The sequence below is a fragment of the Clostridium moniliforme genome (assembly GCF_017873235.1).
GTDB classification, from domain to species: domain Bacteria; phylum Bacillota; class Clostridia; order Clostridiales; family Clostridiaceae; genus Clostridium; species Clostridium moniliforme.
Genome location: NZ_JAGGJZ010000001.1, coordinates 19,711 through 33,031, shown reverse-complemented (window position 1 = coordinate 33,031; position 13,321 = coordinate 19,711). Strand labels below are relative to the sequence as shown.

Annotated in this window: 14 protein-coding genes; 10 read left to right on the top strand and 4 right to left on the bottom strand. The window is 24.5% G+C overall.

What is annotated here, in order from left to right:
* Nucleotides 1-13: 13 nt before the first annotated feature.
* Nucleotides 14-418, top strand: a complete 405-nt coding sequence (locus J2Z53_RS00150; protein WP_209795193.1) for a hypothetical protein — start codon at nucleotides 14-16, stop codon at nucleotides 416-418.
* Between the two features lie 22 nt (nucleotides 419-440).
* Nucleotides 441-1,094 (top strand): cysteine hydrolase family protein, encoded by a 654-nt coding sequence (locus tag J2Z53_RS00145; RefSeq protein WP_209795192.1) that lies wholly within the window; start codon nucleotides 441-443, stop codon nucleotides 1,092-1,094.
* An 11-nt stretch (nucleotides 1,095-1,105) separates the two neighbouring features.
* Here the strand turns inward: J2Z53_RS00145 and J2Z53_RS00140 are convergent, their stop codons facing one another.
* On the bottom strand, nucleotides 1,106-1,960 hold the full coding sequence (locus J2Z53_RS00140) for a S66 peptidase family protein (protein ID WP_209795191.1): 855 nt from the start codon (nucleotides 1,958-1,960) through the stop codon (nucleotides 1,106-1,108).
* 109 nt (nucleotides 1,961-2,069) lie between these two features.
* Here J2Z53_RS00140 and J2Z53_RS00135 point away from each other — a divergent pair, with 109 nt between their 5' ends.
* From J2Z53_RS00135 to J2Z53_RS00105, 7 genes are all read left to right on the top strand, one after another.
* Entirely contained in the window at nucleotides 2,070-3,971 is a 1,902-nt protein-coding gene (locus J2Z53_RS00135; protein ID WP_209795190.1) for an ABC-F family ATP-binding cassette domain-containing protein, read from the top strand.
* A 21-nt stretch (nucleotides 3,972-3,992) separates the two neighbouring features.
* The gene (locus J2Z53_RS00130; protein ID WP_209795189.1) at nucleotides 3,993-4,178 is read left to right on the top strand and encodes a hypothetical protein; all 186 of its coding nucleotides are present in this window, start codon (nucleotides 3,993-3,995) and stop codon (nucleotides 4,176-4,178) included.
* A gap of 164 nt (nucleotides 4,179-4,342) precedes the next feature.
* Complete coding sequence (locus J2Z53_RS00125; RefSeq protein ID WP_209795188.1) at nucleotides 4,343-5,863, top strand: DUF2828 family protein; 1,521 nt, start codon at nucleotides 4,343-4,345, stop codon at nucleotides 5,861-5,863.
* Nucleotides 5,864-6,066: 203 nt separating this feature from the next.
* Entirely contained in the window at nucleotides 6,067-7,065 is a 999-nt protein-coding gene (gene dhaK, locus J2Z53_RS00120) for a dihydroxyacetone kinase subunit DhaK (protein WP_209795187.1), read from the top strand.
* 36 nt (nucleotides 7,066-7,101) lie between these two features.
* Entirely contained in the window at nucleotides 7,102-7,728 is a 627-nt protein-coding gene (dhaL, locus tag J2Z53_RS00115; protein ID WP_209795186.1) for a dihydroxyacetone kinase subunit DhaL, read from the top strand.
* Nucleotides 7,729-7,829: 101 nt separating this feature from the next.
* The gene (gene dhaM, locus J2Z53_RS00110; RefSeq protein ID WP_209795185.1) at nucleotides 7,830-8,219 is read left to right on the top strand and encodes a dihydroxyacetone kinase phosphoryl donor subunit DhaM; all 390 of its coding nucleotides are present in this window, start codon (nucleotides 7,830-7,832) and stop codon (nucleotides 8,217-8,219) included.
* 798 nt (nucleotides 8,220-9,017) lie between these two features.
* Entirely contained in the window at nucleotides 9,018-10,016 is a 999-nt protein-coding gene (locus J2Z53_RS00105) for a tyrosine recombinase XerC (RefSeq protein ID WP_209795184.1), read from the top strand.
* Nucleotides 10,017-10,102: 86 nt separating this feature from the next.
* Here the strand turns inward: J2Z53_RS00105 and J2Z53_RS00100 are convergent, their stop codons facing one another.
* Nucleotides 10,103-10,684 carry a hypothetical protein gene (locus tag J2Z53_RS00100; protein WP_209795183.1) on the bottom strand — a complete coding sequence of 194 codons (582 nt, stop codon included), beginning with the start codon at nucleotides 10,682-10,684 and terminating at the stop codon, nucleotides 10,103-10,105.
* A gap of 115 nt (nucleotides 10,685-10,799) precedes the next feature.
* Nucleotides 10,800-11,225 carry a hypothetical protein gene (locus J2Z53_RS00095; RefSeq protein WP_209795182.1) on the bottom strand — a complete coding sequence of 142 codons (426 nt, stop codon included), beginning with the start codon at nucleotides 11,223-11,225 and terminating at the stop codon, nucleotides 10,800-10,802.
* 137 nt (nucleotides 11,226-11,362) lie between these two features.
* Here J2Z53_RS00095 and lexA point away from each other — a divergent pair, with 137 nt between their 5' ends.
* A complete protein-coding gene (gene lexA / locus J2Z53_RS00090; protein WP_209795181.1) occupies nucleotides 11,363-11,968 on the top strand; it encodes a transcriptional repressor LexA in 606 nt (201 codons plus the stop codon).
* A 65-nt stretch (nucleotides 11,969-12,033) separates the two neighbouring features.
* On the opposite strand, the gene J2Z53_RS00085 is transcribed toward lexA, so the two are convergent.
* Nucleotides 12,034-13,320 (bottom strand): methionine gamma-lyase family protein, encoded by a 1,287-nt coding sequence (locus tag J2Z53_RS00085; RefSeq protein ID WP_209795180.1) that lies wholly within the window; start codon nucleotides 13,318-13,320, stop codon nucleotides 12,034-12,036.
* Nucleotide 13,321 lies beyond the last annotated feature (1 nt).

Sequence of the window (13,321 nt, the reverse complement as noted above, 5' to 3'; positions counted from 1 at the left end):
GGTAAAATGCAATATGATAAAAATACGTATTGATAAAAATAATTTAGGTGAACCAATATTTAAAATAAAAGTTAACGAAGATAAGATAAAAGAAAACAGATTGTTATATAGAGGTATTTTAGGCGGTAAAAAAATTTCAGGATTATATAATTATCAAATACCAATGAAGTATTTTGTACCGATATATAATAATTTAAATAAAGATAATATTACTTTAGATACAAGAAGTATACTTTCATTTTTAGAATTTTCAGATGAAATAGAGGATACTTATTATTATTCAGTTATTGCAACTCCTAAATATATGAGAAAATGGAGAGAAGAAAGATGTCAAAACATATACAAAATAACTATTGATAAGGAAACTAAAGAATTAGAAAAAAGAATTGCTTTTAAGAAAATAGATGTTTCTATTTAGTATTTTTATTATGGAGGGGTTTATGAAAAATTTAGTAGAAATTTTAAAAGAGGATATATATAATTCAAAGGAAATAAATATAAATGATATAAGTAACAATTTAAAGGAAGATACCGCCCTAATTGTTATAGATATGATAAAGGGATTTTATAATGAGGGATTGCTTGCATCTAATAGAGTAGAAAATGTTATTTTGCCTATAAGTAACTTAATAACTAATATGAATGAATGTAAGAAAATAGTATTTATTGATAGCCATACTAAAGATTCATCAGAATTTAATTCTTATCCTGTTCATTGCGTTAAAGGTAGCAACGAAGAGAATTTAATTGATGAAATAGAAGATTCTTTAAAAGAAGATAAAAATTATAAGATAATAAAGAAAAATTCTATTAATGGATTTCATTCTTTAGATTTTCAAAAATGGCTAAATGAAAATAATTCTATTAAGAACTTTATTGTTGTAGGGGTATGTACAGATATATGTGTAGAAACATTTGCAATATCATTAAAAACTTATTTTAATGAAAATAATATAAATAAAAGAATTGTTGTACCTATAAATTGTGTAGAAACTTATTCCTTTGGAAATCATAATGGTGATTTTATGAATATTGTATCTTTATTTAAGATGCAATCTAATGGTATAGATATAGTTAAAAGTATAATAAGCTAAAACTTCAAGTTTTAGCTTATTTTTAAAAATCCACCAATACAAATTCCTTTAGAGTTTATACTATGACCTATATCATTTGTTTTAATTAGAGGAATATTTTTAGATGAGCATATACTTATAAAAATATTTTCAAGTTCTTCCCATTCGTTTTTTAAATCTATTTCTGTAAACTGTCCTAGTATAATTCCTTTTATATCATTAAATATTCCAAGCATTTTATATTGAGCTATAAAACTTCTTATCTTTGTTATATCTCCACCATTGCTTTCTAAAAATAATATTTTATATTTAAATTCAGGCATATATTTTGTACCAGCTAATTTTAATGTACATCTAATATTTCCACCAACTACAATTCCAGAAAACTCCTTCTTAATTAACCATTTATATTTCCATGAAGAAAATAAAGATTCATTAATATTTTCATTTATAAATGTATTGTAAAAATTTTCAAGTCCTTCATTGGATAAAATTGTTTTTATATTATAATAATAGGACTTCTTATTTGAGTTTGAGTAAATAGAATTTAAAAGTACAGATAAATCACTATATCCAAAATAAATAGCATTTGAATTCTTTATTAAATCAAAATCTAAATAAGGTAATATTTCATTACATAAATCTCCACCTGAAATATCAAAAATATATTTTATATTTGGATCTTCAAATCCTTTCATAAGTTCCTTTCCTCTAAATAAACCAGAAGAAAATTTGCAGTCTTCTTTAATTAAACCCTTTGCTAAGATTACATTTAATTTAAATCCTTTTAATATTGAAATAATTTCATTTAAAATTTCTTTATTATTTTTTTGTAATTGGTTTGAAGAGGCTACTAAAAGAACTTTATCATTTTCTTTAAGTTTCATATTATCACTCCAATTCATATTATTATTATGATTATATACTAAAACTTTAATAATAGGTATAAATTTGTTAGAATAAGAGTAGTTAATTGTTATAGAGGAGCATTAAAAGATGAATTTAATTACATTAGAAAATATAAATAAAAGTTACAGTGAAAAAACATTACTTAAAAATGTATCCCTTGGAATAAATGAAGGAGATAAAATAGGGTTAATAGGTATAAATGGTGCTGGAAAATCAACATTTTTAAAAATAGTTGCTGGAAAAGAAGATTTTTTTGATGGAACAAGAATCCAAGGTAAAAATGTTAGAATTGAATACCTATCTCAAGATACAAAATTTAATGATGATTCAACTATTTTAGAACAAATCTTCAAAGGAGAAACAGAAGAAATGAAACTTCTAATGAAATATGAAGAAGTTTTAGATAAAATTCAAAAGGGAGATGTATCATTAAATGATACATTAATAAAATTACAATCAAGAATTGATACTCAAAATTTATGGGATTTAGAAAGTGAAGCTAAAAGTGTACTTAACAAACTTGGAATAACTAATTATTCAGAAAAGATGGGTAATTTATCTGGAGGTCAAAGAAAACGTGTTTTCTTAGCTTCAGCACTTATTACTCCCTGTGAACTTTTAATATTAGATGAGCCTACAAATCATTTAGACTCAACTTCAATAGAATGGCTTGAAGAATATTTAAACAGTAGAAAAGGTTCATTACTTATGATAACACATGACAGATATTTTTTAGATAGAGTATCAAATAAAATAATAGAATTAGATAGGGGAAATTTATATTCTTATGATGGAAACTACACTAAGTATTTAGAGAAAAAAATAGAAAGAATAGAAACTGAAAAAACTCAGGAAATTAAAAGGCAGGCACTTATAAGGAATGAGTTAAAATGGGTTAGAAGAGGTGCAAAGGCTAGAACTACAAAACAAAAAGCAAGACTTCAAAGATTTGAGGAATTAAAAAATAAAGAATACATAGAAGTTAATACTGACATAGAACTAAATTTTATTGGAACAAGACTTGGAAAGAAAATAGTAGAAATTAATAATTTAAATAAATCTTTCGAGAATAAAAAATTAATTGAAAACTTTTCATATATATTTACAAATGAAGATAGAATTGGAATAGTTGGACCAAATGGTGCTGGAAAAACAACTTTTCTAAAGATGCTTATGGGAGAAGAGAATTTAGATAGTGGTTCAATAGAAGTTGGCGAAACAGTAAAGTTTGGATATTTTTCACAAGAAGGAAAAGAATTAAATAATGATTTAAGAGTTATTGATTTTGTAAGAGAAGGTGGAGAATATATTCCAACTACAGATGGTAATAAAATAACTGCTTCTACTTTATGTGAAAGATTTTTATTTGACGGAACTATGCAATATTCAAAGATAGAAAAGTTATCAGGTGGAGAAAAAAGAAGACTACAATTGCTTAGAGTTTTAATGGAAGCTCCAAATTTTCTGATTTTTGATGAACCTACAAATGACTTAGATATAGAAACATTAAAAATATTAGAAAATTTTTTAGATGAATACTTAGGTGTAGTAGTAGTAGTTTCCCATGATAGATACTTTTTAGATCGAATTTGTAATAAAATTTTTGCTTATGATAATACTGGAAATATAAAAATATATCATGGAAATTACAGTGATTATCTAAATCAAAAAGATATAACAAAAGAAGAGGTTATTAATTCTTCAACAAATAAAATAAAAAAAGAAAAACCTAAAAAAGAAAATAAGGCCCCAAGATTTTCTTTTAATGAGCAAAAAGAGTTTAAAGAAATAAATGGAGTAATAGAAAAATTAGAGCTAGAAATAGATAATTTACAAGATGAAATAGATAAAAACTCAACTAACTATTCAAAACTTCAAGAACTAATAGAAAGCAAAGAAGAAAAAGAGATGATACTCCTTGAAAAATATGAAAGACAAGAGTATCTAAATGGTATTGCAAAAGCAATAGAGGAATACAAAAAACAATAAAATTTAGGAGTGAATATTACTTTGGAAATAAAAATATCATTAAAAGGAAAAAGAGATTTTTTAAGAATTTCAGGAGATAGAATTGATATTCTAGATTTTGAAATGGATGGAGTTAAATATAAACAAATTAGAATATTTAAAAAAGGTTTCTCTAAATCTGAATATATAGATTCTAAATTAATAAATTGGATAAAGGAAGTTAAATAAGAAAATTTTAAGTTTATTATTTAAAAATGAATTATTTTAATTCATTTAACATAAATATTAATGTAAAGATATATATTAATATTTAAATATATCTTGTGTAAAGACACTTACAGCACAAGGATAATAAAAAATGTGTCTTGTTTTTATAAGGAGTGAGTTACTAAATGCCCTTAAAACTATTAAATAAATTAAAGGATGAAATTATAAATATTGATTCAGATATTTATAGAGAAATTTATGCAGATTCTTATGATGAATTTTATAATAATGAAAGTATTTGCTCTAAGGAGTTAGAAAATTTATATAATCATATTTTAAATATATATGAAAATAAAGAAGAAAAAATAAATTTTGATATTTTAGATAAAGCTCTTAAAGAAAACTTTGAATCTACAATGAAAATATTATTCTTTTCAAGAGATATAAAAGATGGTCTTGGAATGAGGAGCCTTTTTAAAGAAGCAATTAAATATATAGGAAACAATTATAATGAGGACCTTAACGTTAATTATATCAAATCAATTCCTATTTACGGAAGATTTGATGATTTATATTCTCTTTTTGATACGCCTTTAGAAAAAGAAGTTTTAGAATTATTTAGAGAACAAATAAATCTTGATTTAAATAATGATAATCCATCTAATTTAGGTAAATGGCTTAAATCTATAAATACTTCATCAGAAGAGAGTAGGAGACTTGCAAGAAAAACAGCTGATGGACTTAATTTGTCTTATGAACATTATAGAAAAACATTATCAATTCTTAGGAGTAAAATCGGAGTACTAGAAACGGACTTATCAGAAAATAAGTGGAATGAAACTAAATATGGAGATGTTCCATCATTAGCATATAACAAATATAAAAATGCTTTTAAGAAAAATGATAACAAAAGATTTAGTGAATATAAAAATATAAATAATTTAAATCTAAAAGAAGAAAATCTAAATATAAATGTGTTTATAAACATATTAAATAATATATTTAATGAAGACTATAAAATTGGAGATAGTACTAAATATGAAAATTCAATAATTGATATAATAGATAAAAATAATTTAGAGTCAGAAAATTATATTACAGCTATAACATTAAATGAAAATGATATAAAAAATAAAAATAGATATTTATTGGAAGCTTTAAGTTTTTCTTTGTTTTACCTTTATAATAATACAGGAAGGTTTAAAAATTATATAATTAAAACAAAAGATGTTTGTAATTTAAAAAAAATTAAGGCTAAGGATATTTTAGAAAAAACAAATAATATAATAAATAATTCATGTAGTAGCAAAATAAATATAGAAAGCATTTTAGATTTAATACTTTTTGCAGCTATAAAACATAATATAAATGATGAAGATTTACCAAGTGGACTTTTATTAATTGTTCATGATATTAAAGAATTATATCATCAGAACTTATGTTCTAGTGAAGACTATATATCATTTTATAATAAAATCCATGAAAAGTGGAAAGATTCAAATTATACATTGCCAGAAATAAAAGTATTAATCTTAAATAAAGGATCTTTTAAAGTAAAAGAAATTAATGATAACTTTAAAATTATTCAAGGTTCTGGAAATGAATCTTTTAAATTTATAATAAATTCAGATAATGATATTTATAAAAATGAAAGATTTAAAAATTTAAATGATATTTTAACCTGTGAAAGATATAAATTAAAATAATAAAAATTACCAGTATTAACTTTATGCTGGTAATTTTTTTGTTATATATTTCTATAATGTTAAGTATGTTATAATATTTATATAATTAATTTTAAAAATAATTTTATTTACACTTATTTAATTAAAAACATTTATAACTTTTATAAAAACATAACTTTAATGAAAACCTTTAAATAATTTTTAATTTAGAAAGGATGATAACTATGAAAAAAATAATAAATAATCCTGAAAATGTTGTTGAAGAAATGATAGAAGGTATGATAAAAGCTTACCCAAAAGAACTAAAAAGAATAGATGGATTTGATGTAATTACAAGAGCTGATTCACCAGTAAAAAATAAAGTTTCTCTAATAAGTGGTGGCGGTTCCGGACATGAACCAGCTCATGCAGGATATGTTGGTAAGGGGATGCTAGATGCTGCTGTAATAGGTTCTGTATTTACTTCACCAACTCCAGATCAGGTCTATGAGGGGATAAAAAACACTGATTCTGGAAATGGAACACTATTAATTATAAAAAATTATACTGGAGATATAATGAATTTTGAAATGGCTCAAGAAATGGCTCAGATGGAAGGCTTTAACGTTGAATCAGTAGTTGTTGATGATGATGTTGCTGTTGAAGATAGTCTTTATACTGCAGGTCGTAGAGGAATTGCAGGTACTGTATTTGTTCATAAAATAGCAGGTGCAAAAGCAGAAAAAGGAGCATCATTAATTGAAGTTAAAGATGTTGCTGAAAAAGTTATTAAAAATGTCAGAAGTATGGGAATGGCACTAACTCCATGTACAGTTCCAGCAGTTGGAAAACCAAATTTTGAATTAAAAGAAGATGAAATGGAAATAGGAATAGGAATTCATGGAGAACCTGGAACACACAAAGATAAAATTAAGACAGCAAATGAAATTGTAGATATTTTAACTGAAAAGATATTAAATGATATAACTATAAATTCAGGTGATGAAGTAGCAGTTATGGTAAATGGTTTAGGAGCAACTCCTAATATGGAATTATATATTGCTAATAATCACTTAAATGATATATTAGATAAAAAAGGAATTAAAATTTACAAAACATTAGTAGGAAATTATATGACATCTATTGAGATGGCTGGAATTTCAATTTCAATTTTAAAATTGGATGATGAATTAAAAGAATTATTAGATGCAGAGTCTAATACTATAGCTTTTAAGACAATGTAATAAATGAAAATGTTTTAATTTGGGAGGTAATAAATAATGAGTTTAAATATAGAAGACGTTAAAAAAATAATATTAGCAATGAATGATGTAATAAATGATAACAAGGAAGAGCTTTCAGAGCTAGATGCTGTTATAGGTGATGGAGATCACGGACATAATATGGCTAAAGGATTTTCTAAAGTAAAAGAAGATTTAGAAAACAATTCTTATAATGACATAGGAACTTTACTAAAAAAAGTAGGAATAGATCTTGTATCAAATGTAGGTGGAGCATCAGGTCCATTATATGGAACTGCATTTATGAAAGCAGGAGCTTCTTTATCAAATAAAGAGGAAATGAATATAAATGATTTTTCAAATTCTTTAGAAGAAGCAGTTAAGGGAGTTAAAATGCGAGGAAAAGCTAATATTGATGATAAAACAATGATTGATGTTTTAGAACCTGTAAGCAATTTAATAAAAGATTTAACTGAAACTAATGATGATAAAAAAGATATTTTTAATAAAGCAGTAGCTAAAGCTTATGAAAGAGTTGAGTATACAAAAGATATTATAGCAAAAAAGGGAAGAGCAAGTTATTTAGGAGAAAGAAGCATAGGACACAAAGACCCAGGTGCTCAATCAAGTTACCTTTTAATTAAATGTATTAGCGACAATATATAAAAAGATTATATAAATTATTTGTAATAAAGCTTTATAAAGAACTAAAAATAATTTAATGGGTTGGTAGGTTCAATATTTTAATAAAAGAGTAGGAGATTTATATGGTAGGATTAGTTATTATTTCACACAGCAAGAAAGTAGCCGAAGGAGCAATTGAAATTGCAAAACAAATGGCTCCAGAAGTAAAAATGGTAGCAGCAGGAGGCACAAAAGACGGTAGAATAGGAACTGATATAGATATAATATTAGATGGAATAAATGAAATTTGGAGTGAAGATGGAGTTTTAGTTTTATTTGATTTAGGGTCAGCTCTTATGAATGCTGAAATGGCATTAGAAATGCTTGCTGAAGATAAACAAAAAAATGTTGAATTAGTTGATGCTGCATTAATTGAAGGAACAATTTCAGCAGCTGTAAGTAGCTCTATAGGAAAAAGTAGAGAAGTTATAAAAAAAGAACTTGAAGAATTAAAGCTTAATAAAATTAATTAATTTATAAAGTAACGTTTTTCAATTATATAATTTAATATAGTTATTAACTATATTAAAAAAGAATAAAACTAAGAATTAGAACATATGTTCTTAAGCTTGGTTTTATTCTTTTTGTGTTTTTTTATATGGAATTTTGATATGTTATATAATTTAGTTAATTTATTAAAGGATTTATTAACCTAAAAACTTATATAAGTGTACTTTTTCAGACTCAAGAACATATGTTCTTGTTTTTAAAAAGTCTATTTAATATCTTTTAATCCTTTAAATAATTCATTAAATAATTTTGGGATTTCATATCTACTATAAGATAATTCTGTATTTTCTCCAAATTCAAGTAAAAAGCATTTAGTTAATTGATGGAAAGTATATTATTAAGTAATAAAGATTTATAAGTTGGTTTTACTTATAGTATTTAAAATTATAAAAATAACATTTAAAATTTTTAAAGCGACATGGATTTATTTCAAAAAAATATTTCTAGAAAATTTCAAAGGTACAAATACTAGAAATTAATAAAAATAAAATTTTTAAAAATAAATAAATTGAAATAGTTAGATTTATCTAATCTGTAGAATTTTCTAATAATTTTTCTTATAAATATATATAAATTATTAAAATTTAAATTCAATATTTATTGTTACTTATAAATTATTTCGCTAAATGTATATTTAGCGAAATAATTTATATTATAATTAATTTTTAATTGATTATATTTAATTTTTTATATAATTCTCTTTTTATAATAAATATGCTACAATTTATAGATAATATAAATTAAATAAAGTAGGTGTAATAATGATCTATGACCTTAAAGATTTAAAAAAGGAAGAACTTCTACCTAAAATTGTAGTAGATTTTTTAAATTATTTAGAAACTATACGTGGAAAGTCAATAAATACGATAGATGGATATAAAATTGATTTAATTATGTTTTTTAGATTTTTAAAATTATATAGATATGAAGATTTATATAAAAATCTTGATGAACTTAATGAAATTCCTATAAATGATATTGATACTAAATTTATTAAGGATATAAAGTTATCAGAATTATATGCTTTTATGAGTTTTTTGGAAAAATATAGACATAACAGTTCTTATGCTAGAGCTAGAAAAGTTGCAACATTAAAATCATTTTTTAAGTATTTACAAAATAAAGCGAAAATAATAGATGAAAATCCAACTTTAGAGCTTGAATCACCTAAAATAAATAAAAGACATCCTATTTACTTAACTTTAGATGAAAGTATACGGTTATTAAATTCTATGGATAAAAAAAATAAAAATTATTATAGAGATTACTGTATATTAACTCTCTTTTTAAATTGTGGAATGAGGTTATCTGAACTTTGTAGTATTAGATTAGATAAGATTTCTGGAGATATATTAACTATAATAGGTAAAGGTAATAAAGAAAGAACTGTTTATTTAAATGAAGCTTGCCTTAAGGCCTTAGACAATTATCTAAAACATAGAGATGTTTCTAAAGTTACAGAAGAAAATAAAAAATATTTATTTTTATCTAATAGAGGTACACCTATCAATAAGAGAACAGTTGAATTAATGGTTAAAAAATATACTAAAACTGCAGGATTAACAGATGAAAAATATACTCCTCACAAATTAAGACATACCGCTGCTACATTAATGTATAAGTATGGAGATGTGGATATACGATCACTTCAAGATTTATTAGGTCATGAAAATATATCAACAACTCAAATATACACTCATGTCGATGATGATACTTTAAGAGAAGCTGTAAAATCAAACCCTTTATCAAAAATAAAATAAATTTCATAGATAAAGATACTGTTTTTTATAAAACATATATAAACAGTATCTTTATCTTTGTATAATTATTTAGAGTTAAAATATCTTTATATAATAGGATCTCCTAAAATTTCTTTAAGGGAAGTTAGTATTTCTTTAGAATCACCATCATATACAATTAGAACTCTTCCCTTTCTATAAAAATGAGGTTTTACATTCCAAGTCATAGGATTGCCATTAATATTTGCTCCGCTATTTGTTATTGAATTCATATCTTTTTCAAGTGTTCCCTTTTCATCAGGACCATATTCATATAAAGACAACTCTCCTCCTTTTATTTTTATAACTTCCTTATTTACAGAAAAAATCTTCATATTTTTATTTTTTGAACTATTATTTTCTTCTTTGGATACTTTAGGATCAAATCCTTTTGCTTTTAAGTCTTTCATAAATTGATCTTTAGTATATTTTGTTTCTGTTTCATCAAATTTCTTTTTAACTTCTTCTGTAGTGTTTTTTAAATCTTCTTTACCTTTTTCAATAGCATTTTTGGTGTCGTTTGTACCTTCTTTAACTGCATTTTTAGTATCATTAGCCATTTTATTTGCTGCATTACAACCAATAAATGAAACTGATGATGCGATTATACCAGCTATTAAAACTATTTTGCTTAGTTTTCTTTTATTCATATTACATCTCTCCTAATATATTATTTCAATATTAGTATTCATTTAATTTAAATATTTTATTCTAAAATAAAAAGAAGCAGATGAATTTATTATCTACTTCTTTAATAATTTTAATTTATTTCTTTTTCTTTATTAATTTTCTAACACCTGGAAATATTTCTTCTGTTTCTTCTTCTAAATTATCTTCAAAAAGATCTGCTTCATCTAAATATTCAACAAATTCAAAGGCGTCAATATATTCACCATCTTCATCTTCCTTTGAAACATTTTCGCTTTCCTTTAGATTAATTGATGAATAAGCTTCTTTTAAAGCTTTTTCAAGATCTTCTTTATCAATAGATGGATCTATATTTTGAGCTTTAGCAATCATATTTTTCCATTCTTCTTCTAGTATTTTATTTTCTTCAACATTCTTAGCTATATCTTCAATTTTTATAGCTCTTATATCTACTCCCTGATCCTCCAAGCATTTACCACAATTATCACATATTTTATTTTCGTATAAATCGCAATAATCATCTTCAGTATATTTTTCTTTCATTATTACACCACCTTTTTAAGTGTATAAAATCAAACTACATTATAACAAAATAATATGATAATTTCAAATAGAACATAAGTTTGATATCTTTTTGTTCATATGCTATAATTATTATAAAGAATGTGAGGTGCTATACAATGTTAGAGAGCAGAGATAAACAAAGTCAAATATATGAGTTTTTAAAAAACTATACTGAAAATAAGGGATATCCACCATCTGTAAGAGAAATTTGTGAGGCCGTAAGTTTAAAATCTACATCAACAGTACATGGTCACCTAAAAAGATTAGAAAAAAAAGGCCTTATAAAAAGAGATCCCACAAAACCAAGAGCTCTTGAAATTGTTGAATTTTCGCAACCAAAACGTGAAATGATTAATATTCCTATAGTAGGTAATATAACTGCTGGTACTCCAATCCTAGCAACAGAAAATATAGAAGATACCTTTACTATACCAATTGATTTTATTAAACATAATAATGAATTATTTATGCTTAAAGTTAATGGTAATAGTATGATAAATGCAGGAATTAATAACAATGATTTAGCTATAATTGAAAAAACTCAATCTGCAATTAATGGAGATATAGTAGTTGCTTTAATAGGTGATAATGCAACTATTAAAAGATTTTTTAAGGAAAAGGATCATATAAGACTTCAACCTGAAAATGCTTCTATGGATCCTATAATAGTTGATGACTGCAAAATATTAGGTAAATTAGTTGGAATTTTTAGAGCATATTAAAAAATAAATTTAAAGCACCATTTAAGGATTATACAAATTTAATCTTTAAATGGTGCTTTTGATTTTTAATTATTTAAAACTCTGTTTAAAGCAATTAATATTCCTATTTTTGCATGATCAAATGTTAATCCACCTTGAATATAAGCAATATATGGTTCTCTAATTGGAGCATCAGCAGATAATTCAATAGATGATCCTTGTATAAATGCACCTGCTGCCATTATTACTTCATCTTCATATCCTGGCATTGGAGTTGGTATGCAATGTACAAAAGAATCGATAGGTGATCCTTGTTGTATTCCTTTAATAAATTCAATTAATTTCTCTTTATTATTAAATATAACAGTTTGTACTATATCAGTTCTATCTTCATTAGATGCTGGTTTTGCATTAAATCCAGCAAGCTCCATAACTCTTGCACAAAATATTGAACTTTTAACAGCTTCAATTGTAACATGAGGTGCTAAGAAGAATCCTTGAAGAAGTGTTCTCATAACTCCTAACGTTGCACCACACTCTCCTCCTATTCCAGGAACAGTAAGTCTAAATGAAGCATTTTCTACTAATTCTCTTTTTCCTACTATATATCCACCAGTTGGAGAAATTCCTCCTCCTATGTTTTTAATTAAAGAACCTGCCATTAAATCTGCTCCAAAATCTGTTGGTTCCATCACATCAACAAATTCTCCATAGCAATTATCAACGAAAACAATAATATTTTCATTTAAACTTTTAACTAAATTTAGAGCCTCTTTAATTTGATTAAGCTTTAAAGAACTTCTTGTACTATAGCCAGTACTTCTTTGTATATGTACCATTTTTATTGTTGGATCTTTTAAAATAGCTTCCTTAATTCCATTTAAATCAAAATCTTTTTCATCAATTAAATCAACTTCACTATAATTTATTCCATACTCTATTAAAGAACCCATACCCTTTTTGCCATTTAGTCCTATTACATCATGAAGGGTATCATAAGGTGTTCCTGAAATTGCAAGTAAAGTATCCCCAGGTCTTAAGTTTCCAAATAATGCAGTACCAATTGCATGAGTACCATTTACAAAGTGAGGTCTTACTATAGCAGCTTCTGTATTAAAAACTCTTGCATAAACTTTATCTAATCCATCTCTACCCATATCATCATAAGCATAACCAGTTGTATTAGTAAAGTGGCTATCACTAATCCTTTCTTCTTGAAATGCTGATAATACCTTAAATTGATTATATTCTCTTATTTCATCTAACTTTTTAAATTTTTCTTTTACATCATCTAACGCTTTTTTATAAATTTCAAATGCATTACTTTGAATATTATATTTTTTTGTTACAAAATCTTCTGTAATTTTTAACATA

Coding starts and splice junctions, on each gene's coding strand:
- J2Z53_RS00150 (WP_209795193.1), top strand. CDS start 14: ATGATAAAAATACGTATTGATAAAAATAATTTAGGTGAACCAATATTT.
- J2Z53_RS00105 (WP_209795184.1), top strand. CDS start 9,018: ATGATCTATGACCTTAAAGATTTAAAAAAGGAAGAACTTCTACCTAAA.
- dhaL (WP_209795186.1), top strand. CDS start 7,102: ATGAGTTTAAATATAGAAGACGTTAAAAAAATAATATTAGCAATGAAT.
- lexA (WP_209795181.1), top strand. CDS start 11,363: ATGTTAGAGAGCAGAGATAAACAAAGTCAAATATATGAGTTTTTAAAA.
- J2Z53_RS00125 (WP_209795188.1), top strand. CDS start 4,343: ATGCCCTTAAAACTATTAAATAAATTAAAGGATGAAATTATAAATATT.
- J2Z53_RS00140 (WP_209795191.1), bottom strand. CDS start 1,960: ATGAAACTTAAAGAAAATGATAAAGTTCTTTTAGTAGCCTCTTCAAAC.
- dhaM (WP_209795185.1), top strand. CDS start 7,830: ATGGTAGGATTAGTTATTATTTCACACAGCAAGAAAGTAGCCGAAGGA.
- J2Z53_RS00145 (WP_209795192.1), top strand. CDS start 441: ATGAAAAATTTAGTAGAAATTTTAAAAGAGGATATATATAATTCAAAG.
- J2Z53_RS00135 (WP_209795190.1), top strand. CDS start 2,070: ATGAATTTAATTACATTAGAAAATATAAATAAAAGTTACAGTGAAAAA.
- J2Z53_RS00085 (WP_209795180.1), bottom strand. CDS start 13,320: ATGTTAAAAATTACAGAAGATTTTGTAACAAAAAAATATAATATTCAA.
- J2Z53_RS00095 (WP_209795182.1), bottom strand. CDS start 11,225: ATGAAAGAAAAATATACTGAAGATGATTATTGCGATTTATACGAAAAT.
- dhaK (WP_209795187.1), top strand. CDS start 6,067: ATGAAAAAAATAATAAATAATCCTGAAAATGTTGTTGAAGAAATGATA.
- J2Z53_RS00100 (WP_209795183.1), bottom strand. CDS start 10,684: ATGAATAAAAGAAAACTAAGCAAAATAGTTTTAATAGCTGGTATAATC.